Source organism: Sandaracinaceae bacterium, from assembly GCA_016706685.1.
Classification (GTDB): domain Bacteria; phylum Myxococcota_A; class Polyangia; order Polyangiales; family Houyiibacteriaceae; genus JADJJE01.
In genome coordinates this window covers 418544-436829 of sequence record JADJJE010000001.1, presented here as the reverse complement: position 1 = coordinate 436829, position 18286 = coordinate 418544, and the positions used below count along the sequence as shown (strand labels likewise).

11 protein-coding genes and 1 pseudogene are annotated in these 18286 nt (G+C 72.0%); 10 read left to right on the top strand and 2 right to left on the bottom strand.

The features are described 5' to 3' along the window. Positions 1 to 170 precede the first annotated feature (170 nt). Positions 171 to 1268 (bottom strand): histidinol-phosphate transaminase, encoded by a 1098-nt coding sequence (hisC, locus tag IPI43_01855; GenBank protein MBK7772871.1) that lies wholly within the window; start codon positions 1266 to 1268, stop codon positions 171 to 173. A 143-nt stretch (positions 1269 to 1411) separates the two neighbouring features. Here hisC and IPI43_01850 point away from each other — a divergent pair, with 143 nt between their 5' ends. Continuing rightward, positions 1412 to 2059, top strand: a complete 648-nt coding sequence (locus tag IPI43_01850; GenBank protein MBK7772870.1) for a PspA/IM30 family protein — start codon at positions 1412 to 1414, stop codon at positions 2057 to 2059. An 8-nt stretch (positions 2060 to 2067) separates the two neighbouring features. Beyond that, a complete protein-coding gene (locus tag IPI43_01845) occupies positions 2068 to 4407 on the top strand; it encodes a hypothetical protein (protein MBK7772869.1) in 2340 nt (779 codons plus the stop codon). Here the strand turns inward: IPI43_01845 and IPI43_01840 are convergent. Continuing rightward, entirely contained in the window at positions 4368 to 5117 is a 750-nt protein-coding gene (locus tag IPI43_01840) for an SDR family oxidoreductase (GenBank protein ID MBK7772868.1), read from the bottom strand. The genes IPI43_01845 and IPI43_01840 overlap by 40 nt on opposite strands. Before the next feature lie 154 nt (positions 5118 to 5271). On the opposite strand from IPI43_01840, the gene IPI43_01835 reads away from it, so the two are divergent. The 8 genes and pseudogenes from IPI43_01835 to IPI43_01800 all read left to right on the top strand — a co-directional run bounded on the left by IPI43_01835 (position 5272) and on the right by IPI43_01800 (position 18267). Continuing rightward, positions 5272 to 12849 carry a tetratricopeptide repeat protein gene (locus IPI43_01835; protein ID MBK7772867.1) on the top strand — a complete coding sequence of 2526 codons (7578 nt, stop codon included), beginning with the start codon at positions 5272 to 5274 and terminating at the stop codon, positions 12847 to 12849. 66 nt (positions 12850 to 12915) lie between these two features. After that, positions 12916 to 14414 (top strand): annotated as a pseudogene (glpK, locus tag IPI43_01830) (glycerol kinase GlpK). Next, complete coding sequence (locus tag IPI43_01825; protein MBK7772866.1) at positions 14411 to 15112, top strand: hypothetical protein; 702 nt, start codon at positions 14411 to 14413, stop codon at positions 15110 to 15112. Before glpK ends, IPI43_01825 begins: the two are co-directional and overlap by 4 nt. Before the next feature lie 5 nt (positions 15113 to 15117). Beyond that, positions 15118 to 15840: a hypothetical protein gene (locus IPI43_01820; protein ID MBK7772865.1), complete on the top strand. Its 723-nt coding sequence runs from the start codon at positions 15118 to 15120 to the stop codon at positions 15838 to 15840. After that, positions 15837 to 16634: a polyphosphate polymerase domain-containing protein gene (locus IPI43_01815; protein ID MBK7772864.1), complete on the top strand. Its 798-nt coding sequence runs from the start codon at positions 15837 to 15839 to the stop codon at positions 16632 to 16634. Before IPI43_01820 ends, IPI43_01815 begins: the two co-directional genes overlap by 4 nt. Then, positions 16627 to 17313 (top strand): DUF4956 domain-containing protein, encoded by a 687-nt coding sequence (locus IPI43_01810; protein MBK7772863.1) that lies wholly within the window; start codon positions 16627 to 16629, stop codon positions 17311 to 17313. Before IPI43_01815 ends, IPI43_01810 begins: the two co-directional genes overlap by 8 nt. Next, positions 17303 to 17758, top strand: coding sequence for a hypothetical protein (locus tag IPI43_01805; protein ID MBK7772862.1), 456 nt, complete (start codon positions 17303 to 17305; stop codon positions 17756 to 17758). Before IPI43_01810 ends, IPI43_01805 begins: the two co-directional genes overlap by 11 nt. Further along, positions 17755 to 18267 carry a hypothetical protein gene (locus IPI43_01800; protein MBK7772861.1) on the top strand — a complete coding sequence of 171 codons (513 nt, stop codon included), beginning with the start codon at positions 17755 to 17757 and terminating at the stop codon, positions 18265 to 18267. Before IPI43_01805 ends, IPI43_01800 begins: the two co-directional genes overlap by 4 nt. The last annotated feature ends 19 nt before the right edge of the window (positions 18268 to 18286 follow it).

Here is an 18286-nt window from a genome sequence, read left to right as displayed (position 1 = left end):
GACGTGATCCCCCCCGACCGCTCGTGGCTGAGCTCGGCACGGACTGCTATCAGAAGCGCTGCCGCTACCGTCGAGCGTCGCCGTCGCCGTCGCCGTCAATGACCACGCCCACGCCTACGACAACGCCCACGACGGGTCGCGGAGCTGCGGCTTTGGGAGTCGAGGTCACCTCACCGCGAGGCGGCCAACGCCTCCAGCAGCGCCTCATTCTCGCTCGGCGTGCCCACCGTGATGCGCAGGTGGCCCACCAAGCGGCCGCCGTACTTCTGGAAGCTGCGCACCGCCACGCCGCGTGACAGCAGGTCGTCGGCCAGCGCCTGGCTGTCGCCGCTGACGCGAACCAGCACGAAGTTGGCTTCGCTCGGGTACACGTGCAGGCGCGGGTCGCTCTCGAGGCCCGCCACCAAGCGGGCTCGCTCCGCGATGATGGAAGCCACCTGTTCGTCCAAGACCCCGGCCAGCTCGCCGAGCGCCAGCTCCGCCGTGACCTGGCTGAGCGCGTTCAGGTTGAAGGGCTGGCGCACCTTCTCCACCTCGGCGGCGAGCTCGGCGTGCAGGCGCACCCAGCCCACGCGCGCGGCCGCGACGCCGATCTTGCTGAGCGTGCCAAGCGTGCCTACCTGCGGGTAGCGGTCACACCAGGTGTAGAGCGAGCGCGACGCGAACGGGCCGTAGGCCTCGTCCACGATGTGCAGCGTGCCGGGGAACGCCTGCACGATGCGCTCGAGGATGGCGTCGTCGAAGCGGTTGCCCGTGGGGTTGTTCGGGCTCGCGTAGAACGCCAGGTTGGGCTGCGCGCGCTCGAACGCCTCCATGAGCGCGGCCTCGTCCAGGTCGAAGTCGGCCGTGAGCGGCACCTCCACGGGCTCGAGCCCGAGGGCGCGCGACGTGATGCCGTACATCACGAAGGTGGGCGTGGGGAACAGCACCGTGGCGCGTGGGCGCCCAGCGCGCGGCTGGTTGCAAGCCGTCATCAGCATGGCGATGACCTCGTCGCTGCCGGAGCCCAGCACGTAGTCGTCGGGCTTTCCGCCATGTCGCGCCGCGAGGCCTGCCCGCACACCCTGCGCGCGCCCGTCGGGGTAGCGGTGCAGCTCCACCTGCGCCAGCGCTTCCGCGAGGCGCGTGCGTGCCGCGCGGGGCAACGGCCAGGGGCTCTCGTTGGCGTCCAGCTTGATGGGCGGCGGCGTGGCCGGCACGCGGTAGGCGGTCAGCGCACGGGTGGTCTCGGGGACGAGCGCGCGGAGCGCGGTGAGCGGGTCGGACATGGCGGGCCCTGTTGTAGCCCGACTGGGCGCCCCCTTCGAGGGCTTCCTGCACCATTTACACGCGCGCCGTGGCGTGGAACGCTTCTCCTCGAACCTCTCGACCCACCCGGAGCGCTATGGGGATCTTTGGCCGACTGAATCAAGTGATCAAATCGAACCTCAACTCCATGCTGGACGGCGCGGAGGACCCCGAGAAGCTGATCTCCCAGACCATCATCGAGATGGAGGCCGAGGTGAAGCGCGCCAAGCGCGAGCTCATCACCACGCTGGGCGCGTCCAAGCGCATCGACAAAGAGAAGGAAGAGACGCTGGCCGAGGTGGCCGTCTGGGAAGACCGTGCGGTGCTGGCGCTGCGCAACGGAGACGACGCCCTGGCGCGGGAAGCGCTCAAGCAGAAAGCGCGCCTCACCAAGAAGGCCGGCGAGGCTTCGGCGCGGGCCAACCAGAACCTGGTCGCGGCGGACGAGATGCGCGACACGCTCGAGCGCGTGGAGCGTCAGATCGAAGACCTCAAGGCGCGCAAGGCCACCCTCGCGCAGCAGGTGCGGCGGGCGCGTGACGTGCCCGGCGAGCTTGCCGGCGGCGGCCTCGGCAGCACGGGCACCTTCGGCGAGCTCGAGCGCATGAGCGGGCGCATCGCGCAGCTGGACGCCGAGGTGGAGGCGCACTCCGTGCTGGAAGACCCCGAGCGCCTCGAGGTGGATGCCAAGTTCCGACGCCTCGAGCGCACCGGCGGCGATGGCGCCATCGAGGACGAACTCGAAGCCCTGAAGGCGCGCCTGCGCGAATGAGCTGACGCATGGAGTGCGTGGTCCTCTGGCATCGCGCGATCCCGGTGCTCGACGAGCAGGAGGATCCCGGGGCGCACGACGCGTGGACGGACGATCTCGCCCTCCGCGCGCGTGAGGCCGGGGGCCGTGTCGTGCTGCGCGTGGGCTCCACGCTCGTGGTGCTGTTCGAGATGCACGACATCCAGGTGGCGCTCGCTTGGGGCCTCGAGACGTTGCAGCGCGCCGACGCGCTCGACCAGAGCATGGCGGGCCTGCGCGTGGCGCTCGGGGTGGCCGTGGGTGAGGTGGAAGAGCAGGGGGCCGTCTTGGTGGGCGCAGCGTTCGACCGGGCGCAGCTGCTGGCCAACCGTGCCCGGTTCGGTGAGCTGGTGCTCGACCCAGCGTGCCAGGCCATCGCGCGCGAGGCGTTCCTCTTCTCACGCACCGTGAACACGGGCTCCGCTGGCCTGCGCGGCGACGCCATCGACCGGGGTCACGCGTTCCTCACGGACTGCCGCGACGCGCTCCGGCACTTGCGCCGGGCAGGGCTGCTGCAGCCGGTCGAAGAGGCGTCGCGCGCCATCGTCGAGGCGGCGCGGCGCGGCGGCAGCGTGCGGCTCATCCTGCGTGGTCCGAGCGGTGCCGGCGCGCGTCGCCTCTGGACCAAGCTCGTGGAGGAGCTGGACCCGCCCTTGGTGCTGCACGTGGCCGGTGTCCCCGGCGGGCTCGAGCCGCTGGGTAGCTTGCGCCTCGCGCTGGCACACCAGTTCGGCTCGGACCACGCGGTCCACACGGCGTTCGCCGCGCTCCCGGACGCCGGTCGTGGGCGTCTCACCAAGCTCCTGCGCGGCGAGGTGCTCACCCTCGACGAGGCGGCGCTGCTGGTGCGCGCCATGCTGGACCGCGGGCACGGAAAGCGCGCTGGGAAGTCGGTCGTCTTGCTGGACCCGGTGGGCGGCATCGACCCGTCCACGCTGAAGGTCCTCAACGAGGTCATCGACGAGCCGGGCGCCGAGTCCGTGCTGGTGGTGCGCCTGCCCGAAGAGGGGCGCGTGCCGGCCGCCATCGCCGCGAGTGGTGTGGTGGAGTTCTCGCTGCCGCGCCTCACGCCCGCGCTCGCCCGTGCGCTCGCGTGCATGGTCCTCGGAGAGCCAGAGGGCAGCGGGCTCGCGTCGCGCGTGGCGGCCATCGGGGGTGACACTCCCCTCGGCGTCATCGAGGCGGCGCGCGCGCTGGTCTCGGCCGGAGACTTGATCCACGAGGCCGGGCGCTTCCGCTTCCGCCTGTCGCCGCCCACGGTGGACGGCGCCGTGCCGCTCGAGCGTCTCCTGGCCGACCGGCTGCGCGGCGTGGACCCCATCGCGCACCGCGTGCTGGAGATGGTCTGCCTCCTGCCGCAGGGGGCGGGCGACGAAGCCCTGCTGGTGGTGGCCGGCCACGATGGGATCTCGCGCGAAGAGGCCACCCAGGCTGTGGAGGCGCTCTCGGCCGCCTGGCTCTTGGAGCATCGCACCGAGTGGCGGCCCACGTCCGAGCAGCTGCGTCACGTGGTGCTGGGCGCCATGCCGCCAGCGCGGCGCGCCGAGCTCTACCGCTTCGTCGCCGAGGCAGTGCGCGCTGCCGGGCCCTGCGCCACGTTCGCGGGCGCCACGCTGGCCTTCTACCTGGCCGAGGGAGGAGACGCCGAGGCAGGCGCCAAGGGGCTGCTCACGGCCGCCGTGGCTGCGGCGGAAGCGGGGCACTTGCGTAGCGCGCTCCGCCTGGCGGCGGCCGCCGTGCAGTTCCTGCCGGACGACGACACGCGCCGTGTGGCCGCCCACGTCTCACAGACCATCAAGCGGCGTGAGCGCGAGGCCAACCCGGCGCGCGCCTCGCTGCCGGGCGACTCCATGGACACCAGCACCGTGGTGGGAGGAGCTGCGACCGTGCGCGCCATCGACGCCATGCAGGCGCGCGACTTCGAGCGTGCCGAGCGCTACGTGGAGCTGGCCATCGCTCAGGGGCGCAGCCTGGCCGCGGCCGACCGGTTGCGGGTGGCGCTCGCGGTGCTGCGTGGCTCACCCAGCGCCGCGCGCACAGCCTACACCCGCATGCAGAGCCGGGGAGGCGCCGACCGCCCGGCAGACCGCGCCCGCGCGGCGCTCACCCTCGCGCTGATCCATCTCCAAGAGGGGGACGGCAAGGCCGCCGTGCGCGAGGGCCTGCGCGCGCTGCAGAGCGCCCGCGCTGCCGAGGACCCGCGGGGGGAGACTGCCGCGCTGCGCACGCTGGCCATCTGCTACCGCGCAGAGGGCCGCGGCGAGGACGCAGACGCCCTCGCCGCGCGCGCTCAGCCCATGGCGCCGCCGCCGTCCACGTCGATGGTCTGACCCGTGAAGAAGTCGCACTCGATGATGAACTTCACGGCCACGAAGATGTCCTCGGGCTTGCCAATGCGTCCGAGCGGCACGGAGGCCCGCAGGCGCTCGAGGGCCTTTTCGTTCATGCCGGCGGTCATGGGTGTCTCGATCAACCCGGGGGCGATGGCGCCCACGCGGATGCCGTAGCGCGAGAACTCGCGCATCCACGTCTGGGTGTTGGCGGCCAGCGCGGCCTTGGCGGCCACGTAGTTGCTCTGCCCGCGGCTGCCGTGGCGCGCGATGGACGAGATGTTGATGATGACGCCGCCCGTGACGTCGCGCTCCAGCATGTGCGCCAGCACCTCTTGCGCCATCATGGTCGCGCCGGTCAGGTTGACCGCCAGCACGCTGTCCCAGTCCTTGCGAGACAGGCGCTCGACCGCCCCCGTGTCGCGGTTCTTCCGCACCAGCAGCGCGTCACGGATGATGCCCGCGTTGTTGATGAGCCCGTTGAGGCCCCCCATGGACTCCGCCGCCCAGGCGACGAAGCCGGCCACGTCCTGGTCGTTGGCCACGTCGAGACGGCGGCGGTGGATGCCGGGGGGGAGCTCGGCCAGCCCAGCTTCGTCCACGTCGCCGGCGGCCACCTGGGCGCCCAGCTCCTGCAGTCGGCAAGCAAAGTGGGCGCCCATGCCGCGTGCGGCGCCCGTGACGATGATCTTCAGGTCTTCCAGTTTCATGATTCGCTTCCTAATCGGGAGTCCGCGCGGAGCCTAAACCATGCACTGAACGCGCGTGCGGCAATTTCCATTTGTAATTTGCGGTTCGGTTTCGTGTCGACGTTGGTACCATCACCGTCCCCCAGCGACCCGCGCGTGCCCCCGAAGAGGATTCATGGCGACAGAAGAGACGTTCGACGAATCGGCCATCAACGACCCCACCTTCACCGAGGCCAGCGCAGCCGCGCGCGCCAACCCCTCGGATGACGCCGCGTGGGACGCCCTCGAGGACTGGGCCGGGGCCACGCAGCGCCCAGACGACGTCAGCGTGGTCTACCGCGCGGCGCTCGCCAAGGTCAGCACGGCCGCGGTCGGCGGGCCGCTCGCTCAGCGCGCCCTGAACTTCCACGAGGAGTGGTTCGGCGAGGACGCGCCCCAGATCATCGAGGTGCTCGAGCGCGCCATGGTGGTGGACCCGGACTCATCGGACTGGGCCTTCCAGCGCCTGACCGTCATCTACACGGGGGCCGAGCGTTGGGACGAGCTCTTCACGCTGTACGACCGCGCCATCGCCAAGACCGACGACGAGCGCAAGGCCGTGCTGTTGGAGGAGGCGGCCCAGACCGCGAAGGACTTCGCGGGGCGCTCGGACCGCGCCGTGGACTACTTGAGCCAGCTGCGCGCGCTGCGTCCGGACGACGCCGGCGTGGCATCCAACCTGGAGCGCTTGCTCGAGCGCGCCGAGCGCTGGGCCGACCTGATCGCGTTCTGGCGTGCCTCGCTGGACACGCGCACGGGGGCCGACGCGCACGCCCAGCGCATGCGCATCGCGGTCACCTACCTCGACAAGCTCGGCGACTCGGCCGGTGCGTTGGGCGAGGTGAAGGCGGCGCTAGCGCAGGCGCCCGCGGACGCGACCGAGGCGGTGGCCATGCTGGAGCGCATCGTCGCGGACGAGAGCGTCGCGGCCGAGGTGCGACGCTCGGCCCTTCAGAGCCTCAAGGAACACTACACCAAGGAGGGCCGCGCCACCGACGTGGTGCGCACGCTCGACACGGCGCTGGCGCTCGCGGGCGATGACGAGCGCGTGGCGCTCCACAAGGAGGCCGGTCAGCGGCTGGAAGGGCAGGGCCGCAACGAAGAGGCGCTGGCGCACTACGCAGACGCTGTGTTGCTGGCCCCCGGAGACGCCGCCGCCCGCGAGAAGCTGCGCGCCTTCGGCGAGCAGCTGGGCGCCGTCACCCGCGTGGTGGGTGTGCTCACGCAGGTGGCCGAGGCCACCGAGGACGCCAAGCTGCGCACGGCGCTGCGCGTCGAGTCCGCCGAGATGCTGCGCGCGACCGGTGACGCCACCTCGGCCACCGCGCTGCTCGAGGCGGTCCTGGCCGAACCCGGTCTGAGCGCACAGACGGCGCTGAGCTGCGCGCGCAGCCTGAGTGAGCTCTACGCGCTCGCCGGACGCGCCGAGGAACACCTCAGCTCGCTCGAGCGCTTGGCACGGCTGGAGCCCGAGCCGGCGGCTCAACGCAAGGTCTGGGGCGAGGTGGCTCGCGTGGCCGAGGCCCAGTCGGCCCCCGACCGCGCCCTGCGCGCCTACGAAGCCACGCTCGCGCTCGACCCCACCGACGCGCGCGCGCTCGCTGCCATCGTGGATGTCCTCGAGACGCAAGAGCGCTGGCCGGACCTCGTGTCCGCGCTGCGCCGCCGTGGGGACGCGGCAGGTCCGGGCTGGCAGCAGCGCCAGGATCTCGTGCGCATCGCCAGCATCCAGGCCAGCTACCTGGACGCGCCCAAGGAGGCCATTGCCACGTGGGCAGAGGTCAGCGCCGAGTATGGCGAGTCGGCCGATGTGGTGGACGCACTGTCCGAGCTCTACACGCGCACCGAGGCGCACGCGGCCTTGGCCAAGCTCCTGGGCCGCGCGGCCAACCGCGAGGACGCGCACCTAGCGTCGGTCCGCTGTCGCTTGGGCGAGACGTACTTCAAGCAGCTGGGCGACGCCCCCGCCGCAGTGGCCGCCTACCGTCGCGCCCTGCTCGCCGATCCCACCAACGAGAGCGCCAGGCAGGGGCTCGCGCTGCTGGCTGAGGACGCGAGCGTGAGGGCCGAGGCCGTGGCCGCGCTGGCGCGCTCCTATGAATTGGCCGACGAGTGGGAGCCCCTGTTGGCGCTGCTCGATCAGCGCCTCGCCATCGCGAAGGGCGACGACGAGGTCGTGGAGCTCTTGCTGGAGGCCGCGAAGCTGCAGGAGGGGCGCGCCGGAGCCAAGCTGGCCGCGCTCGGCTCCATGTGCCGTGTCTTGGGCCTCCGCCCCTTCGACCGCCGGGTCGAGGCCGAGGTGCAGCGCCTGTCCGCCGAGGCCGAGGCGCCGCTCGCTGCGGCCCAGGCGTTCGAGGCCGCAGCCGAAGCGGCAGCGGGCGACGTGGACCGCCGCGCGGCGCTGCTCGAGCAGGCCGCCGTCATCTACGAGGAGAAGCTGGCCGACCACGCCGCCGCCCTCACCGCGTACACAGGCGCGCTCTCCTGCATGCCGCGCAGCGCCCGCTTCGCCGAGGCCATCGTGCGCCTCGGTGCCCTCGCCGGGGATGGCGCCGAGGATGTGGTGGAGATGACCCTGCAGGCGGTCTCGGAGGGCGAGCCGCCCACCGGTCACCTGCAGCTGCTCGCAGGGCTCCAGCGCCGCGCGCCGGGGCGGGGCCTCTTCGACACGCTGCTGCGCCTCGCCGAGCGCGAGCCAGCGGATCTCGCTGGCCTACACGACGCAGCGCGCTTGGCGGACGAGACGCTCGCGGATGCGGCGCTCGCGCGCTCCACGTACGAGTCGCTCTACGAGCGCGCGTCCGGCCTGGTGCGCCGCGCGGGCAAGAACGTCGACCCTGGCGTCGTGGCCGTCGCGGCCTCGTCCGTCGAACGGCTGGTGGCGCTCTACCGAGCGTCCGGCGCTTCGCAGGACGAGATCGCGATTCAGCTCGAGGCGGCCAAGCTCCCCCTCGATGCCGACGCGCGCCTCGCTTTCCGCCGCAGCGCTGCGGCGCTCGCGGTGGCCGCGGGTGACCGCGACACCGCCATCGAGCAGTACCGCCTGGTGCACGCGGCCGCGCCCGCCGACACGGAGGCCACCGACGCGCTCAGCCGGCTCCTGACCGAGACGGGCCGTCACCCCGAGCTCCTCAAGCTCTGCCAAGAGGAACTCACCGTCACGCAGGACCAGCAGCGGCGGCTGCACCTGCGGCTCGAGATCGCCCGCTTGGTCGCCGAGATCGAGAAGAGCGGCGGGCGCCTCGAGGCGCTGCGCAAGAACCTCGAAGAGGTCCCCGGGCACGAGGCGTCCATCGCCATGCTGGCGTCGGTCTACGAGGCCCAGGGCCGGCACGCAGACCTCGCGGACATGCTCGCGGCTCAGGCCAACCAGGCCGAGAGCGAGCGCGCCCGCGCCCTCTTCGAGCGGGCAGCGCGCATCGCCGAGCATCAGCTGCACGACGACGAGCGGGCCCTCGAGAACTACCGTCGCGTGGTGGAGCTGTCGCCCTCGCCCGAAGCGCTGGACGCACTCTCACGCATCCACGAGGGGCGCGCAGAGTACGCAGCCGCAGCGCGCTGGCTCGAGCGGCGCCTGGGTCTCGCGAACGAGGCCGAGAGCGCCAGCATCAGCTTGCGCCTGGCCAAGGCCCTGTTCCACGCCGGGCGCGACGAGCGCGCGGCCGAGGTGCTGGAGCGCGCCCGGGCGGCGAGCCCAGACGATGCCGAGGTGCGCGAGCTGCTGGTGACGCACTACCGCAAGGCGGATGCCCTCGAGCCGCTGGCGCGCTTGCTCTCGGACGCCGCCCTAGGCACCCAAGACCCGGCCACCGCGCTGCACTTCGTGCGGGAAGCGGCCGAGCTCTTCTGTGACCGCCTCGGGACGCCCGGCGCCGCCATCGCCGTGCTCGCGCGCGGCGTGGAGCTGGACCCCGAGGACAAGGAGCTGGCGCTCAAGCTGGCCGACGGTCAGCGCGAGGCTGGGCAGCTGGACGCCGCCCGCGCCACCCTCGAGGCCCTGGTAGAGTCCTACGGTCGTCGTCGCAGCGCCGAGCGCGCGGCGGTGCACCACCGCCTCGGGCTCGTGGCCCGCGAGCAGGGTGACCTGCCGGCGGCCATCGAGCAGCTGGAGCTGGCCACCAAGATGGCCATGGCCAGCGCTCCCATTCTGCAGACCCTCGGTGACCTGGCGCGCGAGTCGGGTGACCTCGACCGCGCCGAGAAGGCGTACCGCACCCTGCTCATGGCCGTGCGCCGCCGCTCGGCCGACGAGCCGGTGGACGTGGGCGTCGGCGAGGTGCTCTTCGAGCTGCAGGCCATCGCGGCGGCTCGCAAAGACGAGACCCAGGCCCGCGAGCTGCGCGACAGCGCGCTCGAGGCAGCCGGCAGCTCGGACGCCGAAGCGCTGCGCTTCGCCCAGGCGCTCGTGGCGCGCGGGAACCCAGCGCTCGCCCTCGAGGGTCTGCGGCGCCGGAGCGCGGTGGTCGACGACTCTCCCGAGAACGCCGCCAGCACGGCAGCCCTGCGGGCGGCGCTCGGAGACGTGCTCTCGGGTCCCCTCGCCCGGGGAGAAGAGGCCCTCGCAGAGTATCTGCTGGCGCTCCGGGCGGACCCCGACTCGGCCGCCGTGCACAAGAAGACCCGCACGCTGGCGCGTGAGCTCGGCAAGACTCCGCTCTACGTGGCGGCGCTCGAAGACAGCGTGGACACCCGTCGGCGAGCGGAAGACGCCTCGCACACCGGGGAGCTGCTGCTGCGCCTCGGGCGGGTCATCGCGGAAGATCTGAGCGAGCCCAAGCGCGCCGCGGAGACCTTCCGCCGCGCCGAGGAGGCCCTCCCCGACCCCACGCGCGCTTGGCTGGAGCTGTCGCGTCTCAAGGACGCCGCAGGGGACACAGGCGAGCAGAAGCGCGTGCTCGAGGCGCTGGTGAGCGCCGAGTCCGTCCCGCAGGTGGACCGCGTGGATGCCCTCTATCGTCTAGCGGCCATCGAGCTGCACGCGGGCGGAGCGGTCGAGGCGGGCGTCGCCAACTTGCGGCGCGCCTTCACCTTGGACCCGCGCTACGACGAAGCCGGCGCGCTGCTCGGCGAGGTCGCCACACGTGATGCGTCGGTGGACGTTGTCCTCGCCTTCTACGAGGAAGTGGCGCGCGGCTCGGGCGACGAGGCCATGGTGCTCGACTTCCTGAAGCTGCGCGCGTCGCGCCCCGATGCCACGCTCGCGCAGGTCCGCGAGGGGGTCGAGCGCGCGTCGAGCGCCAACGAGATCGAGCGCATGGAGGCGTTCCTGGCCCGGGCGGTCGCCATCGCGCGTGCGTCCGAGGACCTCGGCGCCGTGCGTTGGGCGCTGCTGCTGACCGCCGAGCGGCGTGAGGCTCGCGGAGACGTGCGAGGCGCGCTCGAGAGCCTGAGCGAGGCTGCGGCGTCGGCCGAGGGCGCAGAGGCCCGCGAGCTGCGGCTGCGCGTCGCGAGCGCAGCCCGTCGCGAGGGCGGTGACCTCAAGCTGGCCGCCCAGGCCTACGAGGAGCTGCTGGCGGAAGAGCCGCTCGAGGTGGAGCTCTGGGAGCCGCTGCTCGAGGTGTACGCACAGCTCGGCGAGGGCGACAAGCTCAACGACCGCGTCGCAGGCCTCATCGACGGGCTGCTCGAGCCCAAGCTGCGCAACCGCGCACGCATGGTGAAGGGCCGCTACCTCGCCAAGATCGAGGGTCGTGAGTACGACGCCGTGGACGTGCTGCGCAACGCGCTGGACGAAGAGCCCGAGCACAGCGAGGCGGCTGCGCTGCTCACCGAGCTCTACGAGCGTTCTGGATACGACGAGGACCTCGTCGAGCTGCTGCACCGTCAGCTGGACGTGGCGCGCGACAATCAGGACGCCGAGACCATCGCTGCGGCCTCACTCAAGCTCGGTGCGCTGCTCGAGAAGGTCGAGCGCGTGGACGCGATGGAGGTCTACCGCCGGGCGCTCGAGTGGGTGCCGCGCGAACGCGCCGTGGTCGAGGCGCTGCTGCGGCTGCACAGCGAGGGCGATGATCCCCGCGAGCTCACCGAGCTGCGCGAGCGGCTGCTGGCGAGCGAGACGGGCGCGGCAGCGTCCACGCTGGCCCGGCAGGTGTTCAAGGAGTGGCAGGCGCTGGGCGACGAAGACGGCATGCGCCGCGCGCTCGAGGGCGGCTACCGCGGGAACCCCGGCGATGGCTCCATCCGCATGGAGCTCGAGCACTGGTACCGCGAGCGCAGCGAGTACGAGGGCCTCGCCGGATACCTGGCGTCCGAGGCCGCGCGCCTGGTGAGCGACCCTGACACCTCGCGTGCCTTGTTGCTCGAGGCCGCCGCGATTCAGCGCGACCAGCTGGGGAACCCCTCCGGTGCGGTCGACGTGCTGCGCGTGGCTTACGCCGCGTCGGGTGCGCTCTCCATCCTGCGCGAGCTGGTGCAGAGCCTCGAGGCCGCCGGCGACGTCGACGGTGCCGTGGGCGAGGTAGCGGGCGCGCTCGAGCGCCATCGCGAGTCGGGGGCGCGCGACGTCACGCTGGTGGAGCTGCTGCGCATGCGCGCGACGCTCAGCCTGGGGCGGCATGACGCCGGTGCAGCCGTGGACGACCTCGAGGAGGCCTTCGCGGTCACCCGCGAGCTTCACGATGCGGCGCTCGGGGCCGAGGTGGAGGCAGGGCTCACGGCGGCGCTGCTCGAGGCGCGTGACGCGGCCGTGTCCTCCGATGACAACGCCTCGCGGCGCGCCACCACGCTGCGACTGGTGGAGCTCTATGCCCCGCGCGACGTGAGCGCGGCCCGCGAGGAGCTGTCCGCGTGGGTGGAGCACGACCCGACGGACCGCGAGGCGCTGCTACGGCTGCGCGATATGGACGTGGCAGCCGAGCGCTGGGACGGCGTGGCGCACGACTGCGCCCGCTTGCTGGGCGTGACCGAGGGCCAAGAGCAGGTAGACGCCGCGCTGCTGCTGGCGGACGCGTCGGAGCGCGCAAGCGTTCCGCACTACGCCAAGGAGGGCCTCGAATACGTGTGCAGCGTGCAGCCGGGCTTGCCCGTGCTGACCGAGCGTCTGCGCGCCCTCTACGAAGCCATCGGTGCGTTCCGCGAGCTCGCGGACATGCTGTTGGCGGACGCCGACGGGGCTCCCGAAGACGAGCGCTTCGAGCTCTTCCGGCGCGCAGGGCGCATGCTCATCGACGGGCTCGGTGATGCGCACGCCGCCATCCCCGCGCTCGAGGCGGCAGCTCACCTCCGGCCGGACGACCACGAGACCACGCTCTTCCTCGCGGACGCCTACATGGCCTACGACCGCCACGCGGACGCGGGCGCCATGCTCGAGGCGGCCATCGCGCGGCACACGCGGCGTCGCTCGCCGGAGCTTGCGGACCTCCAGCACCGGATGGCGAAGCTGGCCGTCATGGCAGACGAAAAGATGCTCGCCATGCAGTGGCTCCAGGCCGCGATCGAGAGCGACAAGAACAACGGGGACATCGCCTCCGAGCTCTCCTATCTCTCCATGGAGCTGGGCGACCTCGACACCGCGCTCAACGCGCTGCGCGCCGTGACGCTGGCCAAGACCTCGGGCTCCATGTCCCGAGCGATGGCCTTCCTCTATCAGGCGCGCATCGCACACGACCGGGGCGAGGCGCGCCGCGCCCTCCTGTGGGCGCGCAAGGCCAAGTCGGAGGACCCGGAGCTGCAAGAGGCCACCGACTTCCTGGCCGAGCTCGGCGAGTCCTGAGGCCACGAAGGTAGTGCCGAGAGCGGTTCCGCATTCGCTCTCGGCCTGCTAGGCTTCCCGCTTATTATGTCGGGCTTCATTCTATCCATCGACCAGGGCACGACCGGGTCGACGGTGGTCGTATTGTCGGAGGACGCGCGCGTCCTCGGGCGCGCCAACCGTGAATTCGCACAGCACTACCCCAAGCCGGGCTGGGTGGAGCACGACCTCGCCGAGATCTGGCGGAGCGTCACCGAAGCCTCCGCCGAGGCGCTGGCCCGCGCCGAGGTGCAGGGCCACGACTGCCGCGCCATCGGCATCACCAACCAGCGCGAGACCACCGTGGTGTGGGACCGCGCCACCGGCCAGCCCATCCATCGTGCCATCGTCTGGCAAGACCGGCGCACCGCCGACGCCTGCGAGGCGCTGCGTGACGCAGGCCACCTGCCGCTCTTTCGCGAGCGCACGGGCCTCGTGTTGGACCCGTACTTCAGCGGCACCAAGGTGGCGCGCATCCTCGACAGCGTGCCGGGTGCCCGCGCGCGCGCCGAGGCCGGGAGCTCGCGTTCGGCACCATCGACAGCTGGCTGGTGAACCGGCTCACGGGCGGCGAGGTACACGTCACCGACGCCACCAACGCCTCGCGCACGTTGCTCTTCGATATTCACCGTGGGGCGTGGGACCCGGAACTCGCGGCGCTGCTGAACGTGCCCATGAACATGCTGCCCGAGGTGCGCTCGTGCTCCGAGGTGTACGGCGTCACCAAGGGCGTGCCCGCCATGCCAGACGGCATCCCCATCGCGGGCATGGCCGGCGACCAGCAGGCCGCGCTGTTCGGGCAGACGTGCTTCGAGACGGGGGACGCCAAGTGCACCTACGGCACGGGCGCCTTCATCCTGATGAACACCGGCAAGACGCCGGTCCCCTCGCACCACGGGCTGCTCACCACAGTGGCGTGGCGCCTGGGCGACGAGACCTTCTACGCGCTCGAGGGCAGCGCGTTCATCGCGGGCGCCGCCGTGCAGTGGCTGCGCGACGGCCTCGGCGTCATCAAGCACGCCTCCGAGATCGAGGCGCGCGCGCGTGAGGTGGAGAGCGCTGGCGACGTGGTGTTCGTGCCCGCGCTGGCTGGCCTCGGGGCGCCGCACTGGGACCCCCACGCGCGTGGTCTCATCTACGGCCTCACGCGGGACACCAACGTGGCGCACCTCTGTCGCGCCACGCTGGACGGCATCGCCTACCAAATCATGGATCTGGTCCGCGCCATGGAGCAGGACGCGGGCGCGCGTCTCGGGCGCCTGCGCGTGGACGGCGGCGCGTGCAGCAACGACCTGCTCATGCAGTTCCAGTGCGACATGGTGAACGCCCCCGTGGACCGCCCCGCCATGACGGACACCACCGCCCTGGGCGCCGCCTATCTCGCTGGCCTCGGTGTGGGCGTCTTCGCCAACCTGGACGCCATCCGAGCCGCGCACGCCGTCGAGCGCAGCTTCGAGCCCAGCATGTCGTCCGAAGAGAGAACAGAGCGCGACGCGCGGTGGCAGAGTGCCGTCCGACGCGCGCGCAGTGACCGAGGTGCGTCGTGACAGAGCCCGAAGTGAACAGCCCTCCGGTGCCCGTCGCTTGGGAAGCACTCGAAGACGCGTTCGAGAACAACTCCCCCGAGGTGCACAGCTACCTGCAGCTCGAGACGGGCGAGGTGCTGCGCATCGTGGATGGCGTGGCCGACCCGTCCATGCACGCGCGCGTCATCGCAGACCCCATCTACCTGCGCATCGACCCCGTGTCCTCGCGCGAGCAGTACCGCTGGATGGAGCGCTTCATCGCCACGGTGGACGACCTCGACCTGCGTCACAACCTGTTGGCCGCCATCGATGGCAAGGGGGCCTTCCGCCGCTTCAAGGACGCCCTCATGGGCCACCCCGTGGACCGCGAGCGCTGGTTCACGTTCCGCTCCGAGCGGCTGCGCTCGTGCATGGAGGCGTGGCTCACCACGCACGGCATCACCGCCGCAGAGCGGCCAGCCTGGCGCACCTCCAACGAGCCACCCCCAGGGTGGGGAGACATGCCGATGCCCGTCGTGCAGGCACCAACACCCGCGGCAGGCGTGGCGAACAGCGACGAGCCTGCGCAGGGACAGCTGGCGGCCACCCTCGCCGCGCTCTCGCCTCAGGAGGCCGAGATGGTCCAGGCGTTTGCCGCGTTCCTGATCTCCCGCCGAGGCCAGCGCCCCCGCGGCGCCGACGCCGGCACGCGCCCAGAGCGCGCGCCCTCGGAGGACTGACGGGCGTGGCTCACGACGGCCTCCCAGCAGGTCTGCGGTGGTGGCAGCTGGCGCAACTGGCGCTGGGGTGTTCGTCGCTGCTCCTGGTGGGCCAGGCCCGGGTGCATGCGCAGCCCGCGGTGCACCGCGTGGACGGCATCGCCGCGGTGGTGGGCGAGATAGGCTCCACGCAGACCATCATCCTCCGCAGCGACGTGGACCTGCGCGCCCGTATGCGCCTTGCCGGGCGTGAAGAAGAGGGCGCGCTGCCGCTCGGGCCGCTGCCCCTCGACCTCCAGATCGCCACCTTGGACGAGCTCATCGGCGAGACGCTCATCGCCATGGAGGCCGCGCGCGTGCAGATTGGCGCGCCCACCGAGCGCGACGTCGCGCGGGAGCGAGCACGCCTGACCACGCTCGCCGGTGGGCCCATGCGCCTGGGTGAGCTGCTGGCCGCGCTCGGCGCCGACGCGGCCGAGGTGGATGCCGCCGCACAGCGACGCGCCAGCGTGGCGGTCTTCTTGGTGGCCAACCTCGACGCCAGCCTGCCCTCGGATGCCGAGGTGGAGCGCGTCTACGAGGGTGGTCGCCACCCCTTCGTGGACCGCCCGCTCGAGGACGTTCGCGAGCCGCTGCGCGCGTTCCTGATGCAGGCCAAGCTGGAGATCGCCGTTGCCCGCTGGGTGGGCACGCTCCGCGACCGCGTCACGGTGCGCGTCCACGCGGACTTCCAGCCCGAGACAGCATGAGCGACGCCACGCGCATTCCCGCTCGCCTCGAGCAGAAGTTCCTGGTGTCCGAGGCCACCGCCCGAGCGCTGACGCTGGCGATCGCGCCGTTCTGCCACCCAGACGAGAACACCAGCGGGCCGTACACCCTGCGCACGCTGTACTTCGACACGCGCAGCCGTGAGTTCCATCAAGCCAAGCTGCGTCGCGACCACGACCGCGTGAAGCTGCGCGCGCGCGCCTATGGAGACTTCGCGCCCGGTGAGCCGGTCACGTTGGAACTCAAGCGCAAGACGGGCGTGCTGGTCCGCAAGACCCGCGTCCTCGCCGGAGCCGACTGGGTGACCGAGGCGCTGGGGCGTGACGTGCCGCCGCCCTCCGAAGACGCCGTCGCGGCCGAGCGGCGCGAGCGCCTCGAGCGCTTTGCCTACGTGATGGTCCGCAAGAGCTGCGAGCCCGCCGCCATTCTCCGCTATCGGCGCGAGGCGTTCGTCAGCCATGTTGACGCCTATGCGCGTGTCACCTTCGACCGCGACCTGATGGCGTATCCCACGCGCCAGTTCTCGCTCGACTTCGACGAGCAGCGGGCCTTTCGCCTCGATGGCGGCCACGCGTCCGGTTGGGCGGGTGGAGGCGGCATGCTCAGTCCCGTGCTGCTCGAGCTCAAGTGCGAGCGCCTGGTGCCCGAGTGGATGGCCAGGTTGGTGCGCGCCTTTCAGCTTTCGTCCACAGGCTTCTCCAAGTACAGCCAGGCCATGGACACGTTCGCCCAGCGCTCGTTCGCGCGCCCCACGTGGAGCAGCACCTATGCCTGAGGCCTTGCTGTGGGCCACCGGCTCCGGGAGCGCCGGGGTCAGCTTCACCGACGCCCTGCGCGGTGTGCTCGCCGCCTTCGTGTTCGGTCAGGTGCTGGCGTTCGCCTACGAGCGCACCTACACGGGCGTCAGCTACGCGCGCGGCTTCGCGCACACCATCGTGCTCACCAGCCTGGCGGCCTCCACCTTCGTCATGGCCATCGGGCGCTCGCTGTACGCCGGTCTCGGCCTGTTGGGCGTGCTCTCCATCATCCGCTTCCGCGCCAACCTGAAGGCCCCGCGTGACCTGGTCTTCCTGCTGGGCGCGGCGTCCACCGGCGTGGCCTGCGGCATCGACGCGCTGCCGGTCGCGGTGGTGGGCACCGTCGCGTTCGCGCTGGTCTCGGTCTACCTGCACTACTCGAGCTTCGCGTCGCAGCGCGAGTACGACGGCGTGCTGCGCTTCAGCATCGGGGCAGGCGACGAGCGAGAGTCCCGCTTGCCGGCGCTGCTGGCCACGCATTGCGCCCGCAGCACGGCCTTGAGCGTGGCCGAGATCGCCCAGGGTGGCGTGGTGGAGTACACCTACCAGATCAAGCTCAAGGCTGCGGGTCAGGCGCCCCTGATGGCCGCTCTGCGCACCGAGCTGGACGTGCGCGACGCGCGTCTGCTGCTGGAGGAGGCGAGCCTTGAGTACTGATCGCCGCGGGCTGCCCGAGCTGGCCGGTGCACCTCGAGTGGGCGCACGGGGCGTGGCCAGCTGGCTGCCGCTGGTGGTGCTGGTGGCATCGGCGCTCGGGCTCGTGGCGCTCGAGTGGCAGCGTGGCGGGTCGCTGCGCTTGTCGGCCGTAGGGGCAGGCGGTGAAGTGCGCGCCTACCTCGGCGCTCAGCGCAACGCGCCGCGCTTGGTGCGGCCCGGAGCTCGCGCTGCAGTGTCGGACGCTGACGGAGTGCGCTGCGAGGCCACCTTGGTGGATGGTGCCCTCGAGGCTTCGGTGGAAGCGCTCCCGCCCCAGCTCGTGGGCGTCGCCGGTTTCGCCCACGGCACCCCACTGCGCTTTCGGCTGCCCGACGGATGCCGCTTCGGCGAGGGTCAGGTCATCCAGGTGGAGTTGCCCTCCGCTTCGGGTACCCTGCGCCAATGACTGCTCCGCACCGCCTGGTCGTCGCCCTCACTCTCATGGCCGCGCTGTTGAGCGCGTGTGGTGGCGAGGCCACCGAAGCGGCTGCCCCGGCAGCGAGCGCCAGCCCCGAGGGCGCAGCGCCGGAGGTCGCCGCCAACTCTGCGGCCGCTGAGCCCGAAGCTGCGCCCGCAGCCGAAGCCGCGCCCGAGGCGGCCGTCCCGGAGCTCCCCGTGCCCACGCCACCGGCGTCGTGGCGGGCCACGATGGATGAACTCTCGGTGGACGGCACCACGGTCCGGTTCGTCTCGTCCACCTGCGGTGCCTTCCCCATGATGCCCGTGGTCCAGGCCGTCGCTGCCAGCACGGCCAGCTGCACCCAGCGCGCCGACACCCAGCTGTCGGTCGTCTTCGAGAGCGGCCGCGTCATGGCCATCAACACCAGCGGCCCCGACGCCGCCTGCGTTCGCGCGGGAGTGCTGCAGGCCTCCACCACCGCCACCTGTCAGTTTCAGTTCACCTTCGGAAACTGACCACACGGCGCCCCCAGCT

Bases quoted from the DNA above. Each gene is read 5' to 3' on its own strand.
- IPI43_01815 (MBK7772864.1), top strand. From the start codon at position 15,837: ATGAGCGACGCCACGCGCATTCCCGCTCGCCTCGAGCAGAAGTTCCTG.
- IPI43_01840 (MBK7772868.1), bottom strand. From the start codon at position 5,117: ATGAAACTGGAAGACCTGAAGATCATCGTCACGGGCGCCGCACGCGGC.
- hisC (MBK7772871.1), bottom strand. From the start codon at position 1,268: ATGTCCGACCCGCTCACCGCGCTCCGCGCGCTCGTCCCCGAGACCACC.
- IPI43_01800 (MBK7772861.1), top strand. From the start codon at position 17,755: ATGACTGCTCCGCACCGCCTGGTCGTCGCCCTCACTCTCATGGCCGCG.
- IPI43_01835 (MBK7772867.1), top strand. From the start codon at position 5,272: ATGGCGACAGAAGAGACGTTCGACGAATCGGCCATCAACGACCCCACC.
- IPI43_01845 (MBK7772869.1), top strand. From the start codon at position 2,068: ATGGAGTGCGTGGTCCTCTGGCATCGCGCGATCCCGGTGCTCGACGAG.
- IPI43_01810 (MBK7772863.1), top strand. From the start codon at position 16,627: ATGCCTGAGGCCTTGCTGTGGGCCACCGGCTCCGGGAGCGCCGGGGTC.